Annotated in this window: 13 protein-coding genes and 7 pseudogenes; 7 read left to right on the forward strand and 13 right to left on the reverse strand. The window is 72.8% G+C overall.

Going from position 1 to position 15,064, the window contains the following annotated elements; translation table 11 throughout:
- Positions 1-50 precede the first annotated feature (50 nt).
- Positions 51-1,253 (forward strand): cytochrome P450, encoded by a 1,203-nt coding sequence (locus U6N30_RS16155; RefSeq protein ID WP_324278086.1) that lies wholly within the window; start codon positions 51-53, stop codon positions 1,251-1,253.
- A gap of 400 nt (positions 1,254-1,653) precedes the next feature.
- Here U6N30_RS16155 and U6N30_RS16165 read toward each other — a convergent pair.
- From U6N30_RS16165 to pcaH, 8 genes and pseudogenes are all read right to left on the reverse strand, one after another.
- Positions 1,654-2,465: pseudogene (locus U6N30_RS16165) on the reverse strand (gamma-glutamyltransferase); the annotation flags it as partial.
- A 53-nt stretch (positions 2,466-2,518) separates the two neighbouring features.
- Positions 2,519-3,162 (reverse strand): annotated as a pseudogene (locus U6N30_RS33975) (gamma-glutamyltransferase); the annotation flags it as partial.
- Between the two features lie 59 nt (positions 3,163-3,221).
- Positions 3,222-3,623, reverse strand: coding sequence for a 4-carboxymuconolactone decarboxylase (gene pcaC, locus U6N30_RS16180; RefSeq protein WP_324278087.1), 402 nt, complete (start codon positions 3,621-3,623; stop codon positions 3,222-3,224).
- A 94-nt stretch (positions 3,624-3,717) separates the two neighbouring features.
- On the reverse strand, positions 3,718-4,401 hold the full coding sequence (pcaD, locus tag U6N30_RS16185; RefSeq protein WP_324278088.1) for a 3-oxoadipate enol-lactonase: 684 nt from the start codon (positions 4,399-4,401) through the stop codon (positions 3,718-3,720).
- The gene (locus U6N30_RS16190; protein WP_324278089.1) at positions 4,398-5,189 is read right to left on the reverse strand and encodes a lyase family protein; all 792 of its coding nucleotides are present in this window, start codon (positions 5,187-5,189) and stop codon (positions 4,398-4,400) included. The genes pcaD and U6N30_RS16190 overlap by 4 nt, the downstream gene beginning before the upstream one ends.
- Before the next feature lie 77 nt (positions 5,190-5,266).
- Positions 5,267-5,725, reverse strand: a pseudogene (locus U6N30_RS16195) (lyase family protein); the annotation flags it as partial.
- A gap of 49 nt (positions 5,726-5,774) precedes the next feature.
- Positions 5,775-6,425: a protocatechuate 3,4-dioxygenase subunit alpha gene (gene pcaG / locus U6N30_RS16200; RefSeq protein WP_324278090.1), complete on the reverse strand. Its 651-nt coding sequence runs from the start codon at positions 6,423-6,425 to the stop codon at positions 5,775-5,777.
- Positions 6,425-7,171, reverse strand: a complete 747-nt coding sequence (gene pcaH / locus U6N30_RS16205) for a protocatechuate 3,4-dioxygenase subunit beta (protein WP_324278091.1) — start codon at positions 7,169-7,171, stop codon at positions 6,425-6,427. The genes pcaG and pcaH overlap by 1 nt, the downstream gene beginning before the upstream one ends.
- Here pcaH and U6N30_RS16210 point away from each other — a divergent pair.
- From U6N30_RS16210 to U6N30_RS16235, 6 genes and pseudogenes are all read left to right on the forward strand, one after another.
- Positions 7,170-8,081 (forward strand): IclR family transcriptional regulator, encoded by a 912-nt coding sequence (locus U6N30_RS16210; RefSeq protein ID WP_324278092.1) that lies wholly within the window; start codon positions 7,170-7,172, stop codon positions 8,079-8,081. The genes pcaH and U6N30_RS16210 overlap by 2 nt on opposite strands.
- A pseudogene (locus U6N30_RS16215) lies at positions 8,066-8,341 on the forward strand (FAD-dependent monooxygenase); the annotation flags it as partial. The gene U6N30_RS16210 and the pseudogene U6N30_RS16215, both read left to right, overlap by 16 nt.
- Before the next feature lie 167 nt (positions 8,342-8,508).
- Positions 8,509-9,458: pseudogene (locus U6N30_RS16220) on the forward strand (4-hydroxybenzoate 3-monooxygenase).
- A 78-nt stretch (positions 9,459-9,536) separates the two neighbouring features.
- Positions 9,537-10,712 (forward strand): acyl-CoA dehydrogenase family protein, encoded by a 1,176-nt coding sequence (locus U6N30_RS16225; protein ID WP_324278093.1) that lies wholly within the window; start codon positions 9,537-9,539, stop codon positions 10,710-10,712.
- An 8-nt stretch (positions 10,713-10,720) separates the two neighbouring features.
- The gene (locus U6N30_RS16230; RefSeq protein ID WP_324278094.1) at positions 10,721-11,287 is read left to right on the forward strand and encodes an acyl-CoA dehydrogenase family protein; all 567 of its coding nucleotides are present in this window, start codon (positions 10,721-10,723) and stop codon (positions 11,285-11,287) included.
- A gap of 161 nt (positions 11,288-11,448) precedes the next feature.
- Positions 11,449-11,865, forward strand: a complete 417-nt coding sequence (locus U6N30_RS16235) for an acyl-CoA dehydrogenase family protein (RefSeq protein WP_324278095.1) — start codon at positions 11,449-11,451, stop codon at positions 11,863-11,865.
- 232 nt (positions 11,866-12,097) lie between these two features.
- On the opposite strand, the gene U6N30_RS16240 is transcribed toward U6N30_RS16235, so the two are convergent.
- From U6N30_RS16240 to U6N30_RS16260, 5 genes and pseudogenes are all read right to left on the reverse strand, one after another.
- Positions 12,098-12,361, reverse strand: coding sequence for a hypothetical protein (locus U6N30_RS16240; protein ID WP_324278096.1), 264 nt, complete (start codon positions 12,359-12,361; stop codon positions 12,098-12,100).
- Between the two features lie 42 nt (positions 12,362-12,403).
- A pseudogene (locus U6N30_RS16245) lies at positions 12,404-12,625 on the reverse strand (hypothetical protein); the annotation flags it as partial.
- Positions 12,626-12,720: 95 nt separating this feature from the next.
- Positions 12,721-12,978 (reverse strand): annotated as a pseudogene (locus U6N30_RS16250) (HDOD domain-containing protein); the annotation flags it as partial.
- A complete protein-coding gene (locus U6N30_RS16255; protein WP_324278097.1) occupies positions 12,975-13,109 on the reverse strand; it encodes a hypothetical protein in 135 nt (44 codons plus the stop codon). The gene U6N30_RS16255 and the pseudogene U6N30_RS16250, both read right to left, overlap by 4 nt.
- Entirely contained in the window at positions 13,079-15,052 is a 1,974-nt protein-coding gene (locus U6N30_RS16260; protein WP_324278098.1) for a putative bifunctional diguanylate cyclase/phosphodiesterase, read from the reverse strand. The genes U6N30_RS16255 and U6N30_RS16260 overlap by 31 nt, the downstream gene beginning before the upstream one ends.
- Positions 15,053-15,064: the final 12 nt, after the last annotated feature.

Below are 15,064 nucleotides of genomic sequence, written 5' to 3' on the forward strand. Positions count from 1 at the left end.
GCCCGTCAACGGTCTGGCGAAATTGTCCTCAACCGGTCTAGCCTGCCTCCATGACTGCGGACGACACCCGGCGAGCGGCCCACGACTTCGACCCGGTGCGCCCGGACGAGACGTTCACGAGCGCGCACGAGGAGTTCCGGGACCTGCGGGCGCAGTGCCCGATCGCCCGCAGCCAGGAGTACGGCGGCTTCTGGGCAGCGCTCGGGTACGACGAGGTGCTCCGGGTGATCACCGACATCGAGAACTTCACGACGTCGAAGCAGAACGCGATCCCGAAGTTCGCGTTCACCGGCGTCCGGCCGCCCCTGCATCTGGACCCGCCGGACCACATGGCCTACCGGCGGGTGATCAACGCCTTCTTCACGCCACCGAAGATGCGCGCCCTGGAGCCGAAGGTCCGGGCCGCCTCCATCGAGCTCCTCGACCCGCTCATCGACCGGGGCTGGGCCGACGTCTGCAAGGAGTACGCCCACAAGTTCCCGGCGCACGTCTTCGCCCGCTTCTTCAACCTGTCGGTGGACACCGCCGAGGAGATCAAGAAGGTGAGCGGCACGTACGTCGACGCCATCCAGGTGCTCGACCACGAGGTGGTCAAGAAGCTCAGCAGGCGGCTCTACGAGATCGCGGGATCGATCATCGAGGACCGCCGGACCAACGCCTACGACCCGGACGAGGACCTGACGGCCGCGCTCCTCGCGGCCGAGTACCAGGGCGGCCCGCTGCCCGCCGACATGGTGCTCGGCTGCGTCCGGCAGCTGATCGTCACGGGCATGGTCGCGCCCAGCGTGTTCACCGGGAACATGTTCGTCCATCTCAGCCGGGACGCCGACCTGCAGCAGCGGCTGCGGGCGGAGCCGACGCTCGTCCCGGCTGCGGTCGAGGAGTTCCTGCGCCTCTACTCGCCGTACCGCGGCATGGCACGGACGGCTCGCGAGGACGTCGTGGTGAGCGGGCAGCTGATCCGCAAGGACGATCCCATCGCGCTCGTCTACACGTCGGCCAACCGGGACGAACGGGTCTTCCCGCAGGGCGACGAGTTCGTCCTGGATCGCCCCAACATCGCCCAGCACATCTCGTTCGGCCGCGGCACGCACAGCTGCCCCGGCGCGCCGCTGGCCCGCATGATGATGACGATCACGCTGGAGGAGGCGCTCGCCCGCAGCGCGAGCTTCACGCTCGCCGGCTCGCCCGAGATGGCCATGTGGGCCGAGTGGGGCACGCGCTCGGTGCCGCTGGACTTCGTCCGGGCCTGACCCGCCCGCGCACCGGCACCCGCCAGGACGGCGCACACGTCATGGCCGCCGCGGTCACCGAGGCCGACGGCATCCCGAGGCCGGCCCGCAACGCCGAGCCGGTGTTCCGCTCCTCCGAGGTCGATCAGCGACCGGCCGCGTAACCCTGCATGCCCCGGGGTTGGCCGCCGCCCGGAACACCCCTGCCCGTCCTGGCTCGTCGCGCTGAGCCGACCGAGGGACCAGGCGCCGACCGTCTCGGCCAGGTGTCCGCGGGCGAGCAGGTCGGGCAGCACCCCGGCCGGGAGCCGGTCCTCGATCAGGAGCCGGCCGGGGACGCCTCCCGTGGGTAGAACGACGAGGGGAAGTGCATGGTCTGGAAGGCCGGCGCGTCGACCGCCTCCTGCAGGTTCATCCCGTGGTGGACGTGCCGGAGGAAGAACTGCAGGGACCACTGGTCCTGCCCGTCGCCGCCGGGCGTGCCGAAGGCGAGGTAGGGACGCCCGTCCCGCAGGGCGAGGACGGCGTGAGGGTCGTGCGCGGCCGCTTCCCGGGCGCGAGGGAGTTCGGCAGCCCCTCGTCGAGGAAGAACATCTGCGCACGGGTGCCGAGCGCGAACCCCAGCGAGGGGATCACCGGTGAACTCTGCAGCCAGCCACCGCTCGGCGTGGCGGACACCATGTTGCCCCACCTGTCGACGACGTCGAGGTGACAGGTGTCACCGTCCACCGCCGGCGACGGGTCGATCGTCGGCTCACCCGCCCCGGCAGCCCGCGGCGCGGCTCCGGCCCGCGGCAGGTCGGCCAGCCGCGGTGCCTGTCCACCCGGGACCCCGGGCCGGAGCGGGCCGACGTCGGCGCGCTCACCGATCAGCCTCCGACGCTCGTCGTTGTAGGACGGGGAGAGCAGCGCGTCCATCGGCACGTCGGCGAACAACGGGTCTCCGTAGAAGGCCTCCCTGTCGGCATAGGCCAGCTTCGCCGACTCCGTGACCAGGTGGACGAAGTCCGCCGACAGCGGGCCCGCGGAGGCCAGGTCGACGCCGCGCAGGATGGCCAGTTGCTGCAGGAAGACCGGCCCCTGCGACCAGGGGCCGGCCTTGAGCACCGTGTACCCGCAGTAGTCCACCGAGGTCGGTTCCTCGACCGGCGGTCGCCACGTCGCCAGGTCCTCCGCGGAGAGCAGCCCCGGTGCCGTCGTCCGCTGGAGTCGTAGACCTCCTGGCCGGCGCAGAACTCGACGATCGCCTCGGCGACGAAGCCGGCGTAGAAGGCCTGGTGCGCGGCCTCGATCTGCTCGAGCCGGTCACCGGACGCACGCTCGGCCACGGCGAGGATCCGCTCGAACGTCGCGCCCAGCACGGGGCTCCGCAGCACCGTGCCCGGTCGCGGGGCCGTGCCGTCGACCAGCCAGGTCGCCGCGGAGGTGGGCCAGTGCTCCCGGAACAGCGACTCCACCCCGGCCACCGTCTCGCTGATCTGGTGCACGACCGGGTAGCCGCCGTGGGCGTACCCGATGGCGTAGCCGAGCACCTCGCGGAGCGGAGCGTCCCGTGGTCGGCCAGCAGCCGCAGCCACGCACCGACGGCACCCGGGACGCATGCGGCCAGGAGACCGGTCCCGGGAACGAGGTGCAGGTCGAGGTCACGGAAAGCCGCGATGCTCGCGCCCGCAGGTGCCGGGCCCTGGCCGCACACGGTGAACGCGCGGTCCGCTGCGGCGTCCCAGCCGAGGATCGGCGCGTCTCCGGCCGGTCCGTTCAGGTGTGGCTCGACGACCTCGAGGACGAACCCCGTGGCGACGGCCGCGTCGAAGGCGTTGCCACCCTTCTCCAGCACCGCCATCCCGACCGCGGACGCCAGCCAGTGCGTCGAGGCGACCATGCCGAAGGAGCCGACCAGCTCGGGCCGGGTGGTGAAGGTGCGGTCCATGCGCGCCCACTCTTCCGCCGATCGCCGTCCCACGCTCCCTGACCGGCGCTCCGGCGCGATCAGGCGGAGGTGCCCCGGAGCTCCTCGAGGACCGGGGCAGCCACCTTGAACGCGTGGTTCGCCGCGGGGACGCCGGCGTAGATCGCGGCGTGCTGGATGACCTCGCCGATCTCCTCGTCGGTCAGCCCGTTGTTCTTCGCTGCCCGCACGTGCAGCGCGAACTCCTCCCAGTGCCGCAGCGCGATGGTGATCGCCAGCGTCATAAGGCTGCGGTCGCGACGGGCCAGCCCGGGACGCTGCCAGAGGTCGCCCCACGCGGTGCGGGTGATGAAGTCCTGGAAGTCGGCGGTGAACGGCGTCGTGCCGGCGACGGCGCGATCGACGTGCACATCACCCAGCACCTCCCGCCGGGTGCGCATGCCGGCCTCGCGGCGCTCGTCGTCCGTGGTCGGCTCGCTCATGCGGTACCTCCAGCCGTGTCGAAGTGCTCGAGCAGTGCGCCGGTCACCCGTAGCGGCTGCTCGACGTTGGCCAGGTGCGCGCCCGGGCTCACCGTCAGCAGCTCGGCGTCCGGGATCGCGTCGACGATGGCCTGCTGGTGCTCCGGGGCGTCGCCGGGTCCTCCCGGCCGCTGATCACCAGCGTGGGCGCGCTGATGGTGGGCAGGTCGGCCCGCAGGTCCATGTCCGCTATCGCCTCGCAGCAGCCCGCGTACCCCTCGCCGGGCTGGGCGGCGATCATCGCCTCCATCCGGGCGACCGTGGCGGGCTCGGCAGCGGCGAACCCGGGCGTGAACCACCGGCCGACGACGACCGGCGCGAGCACCCCGGTGCCCTCGGCGCGGGCGGTCCGTGCCCGGTCCTGCCAGTTCTGCCGCGGCCCCAGCAGCGCCGCCGTGCACAGCAGGACCAGCCGGTCCACCCGGTCCGGCTCGCGTGCGGCCAGCCGCATGCCGGTCATCCCGCCCAGCGACAGCCCCGCGACGTGCGCCCGCCCGACACCCAGCCGGTCCAGCAGGGCGACGACGTCGTCCACCAGGTCGTCGAGGGAGTACGGGCCGTGGGGCACCGGCGACCGGCCGTGCCCCCGGGTGTCGTAGGTGATCACCCGGAAGCGCTCGGCCAGTGCCGGCACCTGCGGGTCCCACATGGCGCGGGTCGCGCCGAGGGAGTTGGAGAGGACGACGACCGGCGCGTCGGCCGGCCCCGTCTCGGTGGCGGAGACCTCGACGGCGGTCATGACGTCCTTCCCGTGCGGCGGTCGTACTCGGTCAGGACGGCGTCGACCTGGGCCGGCGCCTCGCCGACGTCGGGCCCGCCCCGGAGCAGCGCGGCGACGTCGACGTCGGAACGGCCGGCGAGGACCTCGGTCAGCGGACGTCCGGAACCCCGGGCCTCGCGGACCGCCTCCGCGGCGGCGTCGTGCGCGGCGCCGCGACCCAGCGACGGGGCGAGCGCGTCGGCCAGCGCCCCCGCGAGCTCCGGGTCCCGCGCCGCCGCCACGTTGTCGGCCATGCGGGCGACATCGGGCCGCAGGTCGGCGAGGCACTCGGCCAGCCAGGCGGCCGCCGACCCGACGGTGGCCAGCAGGTCACCGAGGGTGGGCCACTCGCTGTGCCAGGCGCCGGCGGAGCGCTCGTGCTCCTGCTCCATGGCGGCGAAGAGCGTGGCCACCAGCCCCGGCGCGCGGCGGGCGCAGGCGCGGGCCGAGATGGCGGCGACGGGGTTGTGCTTGTGCGGCATGGCCGACGAGCCGCCGCGGGATCCGCCCTCGCTGACCTCGCCGACCTCGGTCTGCGCCATGAGGACGACGTCGACGGCCACGGTGGCGAGCACGCCGGCCGCCGCCCCCAGCGCTCCGGCGAGGTCGGCGATCGGCAACCGGACGGTGTGCCACGGGACCGGGGTGGTGGCCAGCCCGAGCTCGGCGGCCAGCGCGGTGCGCAGGTCCACGCCGGAGCCCTCGCTCGCGGCCAGCGTGCCGACCGCACCGCCGTACTGCACGGGCAGGGACGCGTCCACCGCCACGAGCCGGGCGCGCGCCCCTCCAGCCCGGCCAGCCAGCCGGCGGCCTTCAGGCCGAACGTGGTGGGCAGCGCCTGCTGCATCAGGGTGCGGCCCATGACGACGTCGTCGCGGTGGGTGCGGGCCAGCTCTGCGGCGGCCTCGGTGGCGACGGCGAGGTCGCGGTCGATCGCCGACATCGCGCGGCGGGCGACCAGGACCAGGGCGGTGTCGAGCACGTCCTGGCTGGTCGCCCCGACGTGCACGGCCCGAGCCGCGTCCGGGCCGACGGCGTCCTGCAGCACCCGGACCAGCGGCGGCACCGGGTTGCCGGCGTCCGCGGCGCGGGCCACGACGGTCGCGAGGTCCAGGCCCGCAGGCTCGGAGCAGGCGCGCGTCACGGCGTCGGCGGCCGTGGTGGGGACCAGCCCCGTCCGCGCCGCGGCGCGGGCCAGGGCCGCCTCGACGTCGAGCAGCGCGTCGATCCACGCCGGGTCGGAGACGGCTGCCGCGGCGCCGCCTCGGGCGAAGGTCCCGCCGAACAGTCCAGTCACCTGCACGTCCCGGTCACGGAGGTGTTCGCACCCGAGCGACCGATGCCGGCGCGGTTCATACGGCGAAGAACACGGTCTCGCGGTCGCCCTGGAGGAAGATGTCGAACCGGTAGCCGTCGTCGGTCGGCTCGGCCAGAAGCGTGCCGCGCCGGTCCTCGGGCAGTCCGCGCAGGACGACGTCCTCGGCGTTGGCCTCGGCCTCGTCGGCGAAGTAGATGCGCGTGACGACCCGGTCGAGCAGGCCGCGGGCGAACACCGAGACGTCGATGTGCGGCGCCTGTACGCCGCCCTCGCCGTCGGGCACCCGGCCCGGCTTGAGGGTGTGGATGCGGTACTCGCCGGTGAGCGTCTCCGCCCGCGCGTACCCGCGGAAGCCCGGGTAGGACGCCGCCCCGCGAGGGTCCTCCGGCGACGGGAAGCCGCCGTCGGGGTCGGCCTGCCAGGTCTCGACCATGGCGTCGGGGACGACGTCGCCGGCGCCGTCGAAGATCCTGCCCCGGATCCAGAAGGCGCCCGAGGTGCCCTCCGCTGCGGCCAGCTCGCCGTCCGGCCAGCTCAGGCCGATCGCGAGGTAGGGCCCGACCGTCGCGCTCGGGCTCGTCCCCAGCCGCAGGGGCCCGTCCAGGAAGCCGGTGCTGCGGCTCCGCCCGGGCAGCGGCTGGTAGGGCTCGGTGACGTCGGGGACGTCCAGCGGGTTCGTCGTCATCACGCCACGTCTCCGTCGTCCTCGGTCTCGAACGGGGTCTGGTCGGTGCCGCGCAGCACGATGTTCCACTCGAACGCCAGCGCCCAGTTGTCCACGGTCCGCTCGAGGCTGAACTGGCTGATCGCGCGGTGCCGCGCCGCGGCCGGGATCGAGTTGAAGATCGGGTCCTGGCCGAACAGCGGGTCGTCCGGGAAGTACATCTGGGTGACCAGCCGCTGGGTGAACGCCCGCCCGAACAGCGAGAAGTGGATGTGCGCCGGCCGCCAGGCGTTGTGGTGGTTGCCCCACGGGTAGGCGCCGGGCTTGATCGTCATGAACTCGTAGCGGCCCAAACTGTCGGTCGTCACCCGGCCCAGCCCGTCGAAGTGCGGGTCCAGCGGCGCCGGGAAGACGTCGACGACGTGCCGGTAGCGCCCGCCCGCGTTGGCCTGCCACACCTCGACCAGCGCGTCGGGCACGGGGCGGCCGTCGCTGTCGAGGACCCGCCCGTGCACGAGGATGCGCTGGCCGACCGCCTCGCCACCGTTGCGCAGCGTCAGGTCGGCGTCCTCGGGCTTCACCCGGTCCTCGCCCAGAACCGGGCCGGTCACCTCGGTCAGCCGGTGCGGCAGGTCGATCGGCGTGCGCAGCGGCGCGCGCAGGCCGGTGCTCCTGTAGTCGGGGAAGCCGACGGGGGTGCGCAGCGAGACGTCCTCGCGCAGGTAGCTCGGCAGCTGCAGCCGACTACCGGATGTGGTCCCGGTCATGCCGGGACCGTACGGCGACCGGCTACTCTCCCCAAGCCCGGACTTCCACTGGGCGGGAGGAGGAGCGATGGCCGGCCGCAGCAGCGCACCGGGTCGTTCGGTCACCTCCCGCGCACTCGCCATCCTCGACGCCTTCGACAGCACAGCGCCGCGGCTAACCCTCACCGAGATCGCCGAGCGGTCGGGCATCCCGCTCACCACCGCCCATCGGCTGCTCGGGGAGCTGACCGACTGGGGAGCGCTGACCCGGCGCTCCGACGGCCGCTTCGAGATCGGCCGCAAGCTCTGGGACCTCGGGCTGCTGGCGCCGGTCCAGCTGGAGCTGCGCCAGGTGGCGGCACCGTTCCTGCAGGACCTGCACACCACCATCCGCGACACCGTGCACCTGGCCGTCCGCGAGGGGTTGCAGGCCTTGTACGTCGAGCGGATCTCCGGCCGCGAATCGGTGCCGATCGTCAGCCAGGTGGGCAGCCGGCTGCCGCTGCACGCGACCGGGGTCGGGAAGGTGCTGCTGGCGGCGGCGCCGCCGGACGTGGTGGAGCAGGCGTTGCGCTCGCTCACCCGCCAGACCCGGCACACGCTGGTCGATCCCGGCCGGATCCGCCGTGAGCTCGCCGAGGTCCGCCGCCGCCAGTACGCGCGGACGTCGGAGGAGATGTCGCCGGGTGCGGCGTCCCTGGCGGTGCCGGTGCAGGTCGAGGTGCGGAGGGGCCCGGTCGTCGTGGCGGCCCTCGGCATCGTCGTCCCCCGCACCGGCGGGACCTTCCCCGCCTCGTGCCCGTGCTGCAGGTCGCCGCCCGTGGCATCGGACGCGAGCTCGCCCGTACGCGCGATTTCCACTGACCGGAAGGTTCGGGTTCCCAGGCGACGGTCTCCGCGATCACACTCGGCCCCGTGCGCACCCAGGTAGGCATCATCGGAGCCGGCCCGGCCGGCCTGCTCCTCTCGCGGCTGCTGACGCTGCAGGGCATCGACAACGTCGTGCTCGAGAACCGCTCGCGCGAGTACGTCGAGGCGCGGATCCGGGCCGGCATCCTCGAGCAGCACACGGTCGACACGCTCACCGACGCCGGACTCGGCGACCGGCTGCACCGCGAGGGCCTCGAGCACTCGGGCATCTACCTGCAGTACCCGGGGACGCGGCACAAGCTCGACTTCCCGGAGCTGTGCGGGCGCACGGTGTGGGTCTACGGGCAGACCGAGGTCACCAAGGACCTGATCAAGGCCCAGCTCGACGGCGGTCCGCCGCTGCTGTTCGACGTCTCCGACGTGGTCCCGGAGGACGTCGACTCCGACTCCCCCGCATCCGGTTCACCGACGCCGAGGGCAACCCGCAGGTGCTCGAGTGCGACGCGATCGCCGGCACGGACGGCTTCCACGGCCCGTCGCGGGCGGTCGTGCAGGAGGGCACCGCCGGGCGGACCTGGGAGCGCACCTATCCCTACTCCTGGCTGGGCATCCTGGCCGACGCGGCGCCGGCCACCGACGAGCTCATCTACGCCTGGCACCCCGACGGCTTCGCGCTCTACTCGATGCGCTCGCCGACAGTGTCGCGGCTCTACCTGCAGGTCGACCCCGGCGAGAAGATCGAGGACTGGTCCGACGACCGCATCTGGGACGGCCTCGCGACGCGCTTCGCCCTCGACGGCTGGGAGATCACCACCGGCACCGTCACGGAGAAGTCCATCCTGCCGATGCGCTCGTTCGTCAGCGCGCCGATGCGGAGGGGCGGCTCTTCCTCGCCGGCGATGCCGCGCACATCGTCCCGCCGACCGGGGCCAAGGGGCTCAACCTCGCCGTCGCCGACGTGACGCTGCTGGCCTCGGCGCTGGTCCGGCTGCTGAAGGAGGGGCGGACCGACCTGGTCGACAGCTACTCCGACCGGGCGCTGGCCCGCGTCTGGCGGTGCACCCACTTCTCCTGGTTCATGACGTCGATGCTGCACCGCTCCGGTGACGACTTCGACGCCGAGCTGCAGCTCTCCCAGCTGCGCCGGGTGTGCTCGTCGGAGGCCGCCGCCCGCGAGCTCGCCGAGAACTACACCGGCCTCCCCTCGGATAGCTGGGCCCCGCCGAGTGCGACGACGTCGTGGCCATCAGCCGCTGATCGCCACGACGTCGTCGCATTCGATCGCCACTCCTCCGCCGGACGCACTCACGCCAGGTCCTCCAGGGACGGCGCGGAGAGAGGCGTCAGGCGCACGCCACGCGCCTCCGGCGTCCCGGCGAACGAGATGCCGCGCAGAACGGCGCCACTCCGACCCCGGCCCGGAGCTACCGGCCGGTAAGGAATGTGGGATCGTCGGCTCGACCCGAACGCAGACGGCAGCACCACAGGAGCGGCAGCCGTCAAGGAAAGAGGACCGATGCGGTTGCAGCTGTCCCCGGAGCTCGAAGCCTTCCGGGAAGAGATGCGGACCTTCTTCACCACGCAGGTGCCCCAGGAGATCCGCGACACGGTCGCGGCACACCGGCACCCGACGAAGGAGCAGTACGTCGAGGCCCAGCAGGTCCTCAACGCTGCCGGCCTGGCCGTGCCGCACTGGCCGGTGGAGTGGGGCGGTCGCGACTGGACGCCGCTGCAGCGCCACATCTGGCGCGAGGAGATGCAGCTGGCGTCGGTGCCCGAGCCGCTGGCGTTCAACGCCAGCATGATCGGCCCGGTCATCGCGGCCTTCGGCAACCAGGAGCAGAAGGAGCGCTTCCTGCCGAAGACGGCCAACCTCGACATCTGGTGGTGCCAGGGCTTCTCCGAGCCCGACGCCGGCTCCGACCTGGCGTCGCTGCGCACCACCGCCGTCCGCGACGGCGACGACTGGGTCGTCAACGGGCAGAAGACCTGGACGACGCTGGGCCAGCACGCCGACTGGATCTTCTGCCTGGTCCGCACCGACCCGACCGCGGAGAAGAAGCAGCGCGGCATCTCGATGCTGGTCTTCCCGATGGACACCCCCGGCGTCACGCTGCGCCCGATCGAGCTGCTCGACGGCGGCTTCGAGGTCAACGAGGTCTTCTTCGAGGACGTCCGCGTGCCGGCCGAGAACCTCATCGGCGAGGAGAACCGCGGCTGGGACTACGCCAAGTTCCTGCTGGGCAACGAGCGCGTCGGCATCGCCCGCGTGGGCGCGACCAAGCGGCTCATCGCCCAGGCCAAGGAGCACGCGCAGGCGATCATCTCCGGCGGCCGCCCGCTGGCCGAGGACCCGCGCATGGCCTCCCGCATCGCCGAGCTGGAGAACGAGCTGGTGGCGCTGGAGCTCACCGCCCTGCGCGTCGTGGCCAACTCCGCCGACGGCAAGCCGCACCCGGCGTCGTCGGTGCTCAAGCTGCGGGGCTCGGAGCTGCAGCAGGCCGCCACCGAGCTGGTCGTCGACATCGCCGGGCCGCTCTCGCTGGCGTCCTTCGCCGAGGACGGCTCGGACGTCCCCGACTGGGCCCGCGTCGCGACGCCGTCGTACCTGAACTACCGCAAGGTCTCCATCTACGGGGGCTCCAACGAGGTGCAGCGCACCATCATCGCCGGCTCGATCCTGGGGTTGTGAGACGAGAAGTGAACTTCGATTTCGACAGCGAGCAGAACGACCTCCGCGAGGCGGTGCGCGGCCTGCTGGCCCGCGCCTACTCCGACAGCGAGCAGCGCCGAACCGTGGTGAAGACGGATCCGGGCTTCGACGAGAAGACCTGGGCGCGGCTGGCCGAGATGGGCCTGCTGGGCCTGCCCTTCGCCGAGGAGGACGGCGGCATGGGCGCCGGACCGATCGAGGTGGCGATCGTCGCCGAGGAGATCGGCCGCGTCCTGGCCCCCGAGCCGTTCATCGAGGCCGTGGTCCTGGCCGGTGGCCTCGTCGCCGCCGTCGGCACGGCGGAGCAGAGGGGCGAGCTCATCGGGGCCATCTCCGAGGGGACGACGATCGCCGTCTTCGCGCACGCCGAGCCCGGCACCCGTTGGACGTCGACGGCCGAGGGCGTCACCGCCACGCAGGCCGGCGACGGCTGGACGCTGACCGGCGTCAAGGAGCCGGTGCCCAGCGGCGCCCGCGCCGACGTGCTGGTGGTGTCGGCCGCGATCGAGGGCGGCACCGGGCTGTTCCTCGTGCAGGGGACGCCTCCGGGCTGACCCGCACCGGGTACCGGACGCACGACGGCACCCGCGCGGCCAACGTCCGCTTCGACGGCACCCCCGCCGTCGCCCTCGGTGCGGGCGGCGACCAGACCGCGGCCATCGAGCGGGCGCTGGCCGAGGCCCGCATCGCCTACGGCCACGAGGCGATCGGCGCCATGGACACCGCGCTGCGCACCACGGCGGAGTACCTCAAGACCCGCAAGCAGTTCGGCGTCACCCTGAACAAGTTCCAGGCGCTGACCTTCCGGGCGGCGGACATGTACGTGTCCCTGGAGCTGGCCCGCAGCACCACGCTGTGGGCGTCGATGGTGCAGGAGGCCGGCGGCGACGTCGTCTCGGCGGCTGATCGCGCCCGGCTGCAGACCAGCCGCGCCGGCCGGCACATCGGCAAGGAGGCGATCCAGCTGCACGGCGGCATCGGCGTGACCGCGGAGTACTCCGTCGGGCACTACACCAGCCGGCTGACCGCGATCGACCACCTGCTCGGTGACGGCGACTGGGCCGCCGACCGCCTGGCCGCCACGGTGACCGACCACGAGACGGTCGACCCCCTGGGCGCCCCCTACGCCTGACCTCGTTGAGGCATAGGTACCTATACCTGCAGATCCGGGCCGGAAATGCGGGTAAAGGTACCTATGCCTGACGGGCGAGGCGGACGACGACTCTGGCCGGCCGGCGAGGGCGGCCCCACCGGGAGAACCGCGCCCGAGGCACCGTCAGTGGGCGCTGAGGCGCAGTTCCGGCGTCCGGACGTGCGCATCTGCGCCCACCGTCAGCGCGCGGGGCCGAGGACGGCGGGCGTCCTCAGAGCACCCAGCCCTCGGGGTTCGACTCCGGATCGTCGGCGGACTGGCCGAGCATGGCGTGCTTGAGCTCGGCGGCCTCGCCGCGCACCTGGTCCAGGATCGGCACGAGGTCGTCCTCGCGGAGCCGGCCGAGGGTCAGCCGCGAGATCGGGATGTCCTCGTAGTCGTCGATGGTCAGTCGCGCGGCCACCTCGAACGCGGCACGTAGCAGCGCGCCGTCCATCGTCTGGTAGTCGTCGATCTCCTTGAGCGGGGTGGTCATCGCCGCCGGGAAGCCCCACTGCTCGAGCGCGACGGCGGTGAGCCGCAGGCTGTTGATCCCGTACCGCCGCGTCTCGGCCGCCCGCCGGCTGCGGAAGGTCGGATGTGCGGCCACGATCTCGGCGTACCCCTCGGGGTCGTTGTGGTGCAGCAGCGCCGCACCGAGCTGGGCGAGCAGTCCCAGGCACAGGGAGTCCGGCGGCCGCTCGCCGAAGCGGGGGCCAGGGTCGAGGCACCGAGCGCCAGGCTGGTCGTGACGTCCCAGAAGTTGCCGGGCAGGCGCGACTCGTCGTCGAGGTCCGTCAGCGCCACCGTGGCCATCGTGCGCACGGTGGTGAAGCCGACGACGGTGACGGCGAACTGCAACGAGGTCACCCGGCCGCGCATGCCGAAGTAGGCGGAGTTGGCCAGCTTCATCACCCGGCCGGCCAGGGCGATGTCGGAGGACAGGATCCGGGCGAGGGTCTTCGCGTCGGTGTCGTCGGAGTTGGCGACGGAGACGATCTGCGCCGCGACCGGCTTCTGGACGGCCATCGTGTCGATGCCCGCCAGGATCACCTCGATGTCGAAGACCGGCCCCGGCGCGGTGTCCGCACCGGGGAACGGGGTGACGGTCATGGCGTGTCCTCCGAGTGTGCGGCGAACCACGCCGCGGTGTGCCCGCCGCTCATCGGCTGGGCGAGGCTGAAGCCCTGGAGGTAGGTCGCGCCGAGGCGGGTCAGCTCCTCGGCCTGCTCGACGGTCTCCACCCCTCGGCCACGGTGCACAGGTTCAGGTTGCGGGCCATCGCGATGACCGCCGAGGCGATCTCGGAGTGACCGTCGGCCAGCTCGGCGACGAACGAGCGGTCGACCTTGAGGCAGTCGACCGGCAGGTGCCGCAGGTAGGCCAGCGACGAGTAGCCGGTGCCGAAGTCGTCGATGGCCAGTTCCACGCCCAGGTCGCGCAGCTGTTCGAGCACCTCGCGGGCCGAGGTCGGGTCCTTCATCAGGGCCGACTCGGTGATCTCGATCTGGATCCGGGACGGCGCCAGGGAGTGGCGTTCCAGCGCTGCGGCGACCTGCGCGGCGAGGTTGTCGTCGAGCTGGAGCGCCGACACGTTGACGTTCGCCCGGCCCACGGTGCCCACGCCCAGCAGGTGGTCCCACTCGGCGAGCTGCCGGCAGGTCTCGTCGAGGACGAGCCGGCCCAGCCCGGTGATCAGGCCGCTCTCCTCGGCCAGCGGCACGAAGACGGTGGGGCTGACCGGTCCCCGCTCGGGGTGGTCCCAGCGGGCCAGCGACTCGACGGCCACCGGCTGGCCGTCCCGGGTGCTGAAGATGGGCTGGTAGTACATGACGATCTCGCGGCGCTCGATGGCGTCGCGCAGCTCGGTGACCAGGCGCAGCTTGTCCCGGGCCTGCGCACGGGCCTGCTGGTCGAGGACGGTCACCCGCCCCTTGCCGCTGGCCTTCGCCTGGTACATGGCGATGTCGCAGTCGCGGATGAGTTCCTCGGCGAGGACGTGCTCGGCCGTCTGCACGGTGACGCCGACGCTCGCGTACGGGCGGATGTCCACCCCACCCAGGCGCATCGGCCGCGCCAGCGCCTCGGACACCCGCCCGGCCAGCGCGACCGCCGCCTCCTCGTCCACGTTCTCGCAGACGACGACGAACTCGTCGCCGCCGAACCGGGCCACCAGGTCGCCCGGGCGCACGGTGGCACCGAGGCGGGCGGCCACCTCGACCAGCAGTTCGTCGCCGGCGGTGTGGCCCAGGGAGTCGTTGACGACCTTGAAGTTGTCCAGGTCGAGGAAGAGGCAGGCCAGACCGCTGGTGCCCACGTGGAAGCGGTCTGCCACGTACTGCGCGAGCAGGGTGCGGTTCGGCAGACCGGTGAGCGGGTCGTGGTTGGCCTGGTGGGCGAGCTTGGCCTCGAACGCCAGCCGGTCGGTGATGTCCTCGATGGTGCCGACGAAGCCCGCGCCCATGCCCGGTGTGAACAGGTGGGCGAAGCGGATGACCGTCGTCCGGACGGAGCCGTCGGCGCGCACGAGGCGGGCCTGGGTCTCGACCTCCGCGCCGTCGAGGGCGGCGGCGACCTGTTCGATGACGCCGTCGAGGTCGTCCTCGTGGATCGTGTCGATCCAGCCGGTGCCGAGCAGCTGCTCGGCGCGCAGCCCGACCAGGGTGCAGAAGGCGTCGTTGACGTGCGCCAGCCGCATCCCCTGCTCCGAGAGCAGGGTGGGGATCGGTGAGCGCTCGGTGAGCGCGGAGAAGCGGCGCTCGTGGGCGTCGGCGGTGGCCCGCAGCGCGCGCTCCTGCTCGTTGGCCGTGTCGAGGATGCGCATGGTCCACATGCGGCCGCCCGGGGCGGGGGTGGTGATGACGACGGCGTCGACGGTGGCCCCGTTGGCCATGCGGACCGGCAGGGTCATGCGGGCGGTGCGCTCCCGGCGGAGCAGGAGCTTGAGCTCACCGCCGCCGAGGGTGGGGAACAGGTGGGCGGCCGGCAGCGTGCGCAGGTCCTCCAGGCCGTAGCCGAGGAGCTGCATCGCGCCCTCGTTGCCCCACGTCAGGCGCTGCGTACCGCCGACGCTCTCGGCGACGAGCAGGGCGAGGTTGTCGCTCACGGTCGCGCTGTAGAAGACCGTGGCGACGATCTCCGGCGGCACCATGTCGTCGTCGGGTGGCGTGCTGATCGAGACGGACACGGTCCTCCCTCC

The sequence above is a fragment of the Blastococcus brunescens genome, assembly GCF_035320885.1.
Classification (GTDB): Bacteria; Actinomycetota; Actinomycetes; order Mycobacteriales; family Geodermatophilaceae; genus Blastococcus_B; species Blastococcus_B brunescens.

What these genes read in the sequence shown, in the direction of transcription:
- U6N30_RS16155 (WP_324278086.1), top strand. Translation starts at nt 51, where the DNA reads ATGACTGCGGACGACACCCGGCGAGCGGCCCACGACTTCGACCCGGTG.
- pcaC (WP_324278087.1), bottom strand. Translation starts at nt 3,623, where the DNA reads ATGAGCGAGCCGACCACGGACGACGAGCGCCGCGAGGCCGGCATGCGC.
- U6N30_RS16225 (WP_324278093.1), top strand. Translation starts at nt 9,537, where the DNA reads ATGCGGTTGCAGCTGTCCCCGGAGCTCGAAGCCTTCCGGGAAGAGATG.
- pcaG (WP_324278090.1), bottom strand. Translation starts at nt 6,425, where the DNA reads ATGACGACGAACCCGCTGGACGTCCCCGACGTCACCGAGCCCTACCAG.
- pcaD (WP_324278088.1), bottom strand. Translation starts at nt 4,401, where the DNA reads ATGACCGCCGTCGAGGTCTCCGCCACCGAGACGGGGCCGGCCGACGCG.
- U6N30_RS16235 (WP_324278095.1), top strand. Translation starts at nt 11,449, where the DNA reads ATGGACACCGCGCTGCGCACCACGGCGGAGTACCTCAAGACCCGCAAG.
- U6N30_RS16210 (WP_324278092.1), top strand. Translation starts at nt 7,170, where the DNA reads ATGCCGGGACCGTACGGCGACCGGCTACTCTCCCCAAGCCCGGACTTC.
- U6N30_RS16240 (WP_324278096.1), bottom strand. Translation starts at nt 12,361, where the DNA reads ATGACCACCCCGCTCAAGGAGATCGACGACTACCAGACGATGGACGGC.
- pcaH (WP_324278091.1), bottom strand. Translation starts at nt 7,171, where the DNA reads ATGACCGGGACCACATCCGGTAGTCGGCTGCAGCTGCCGAGCTACCTG.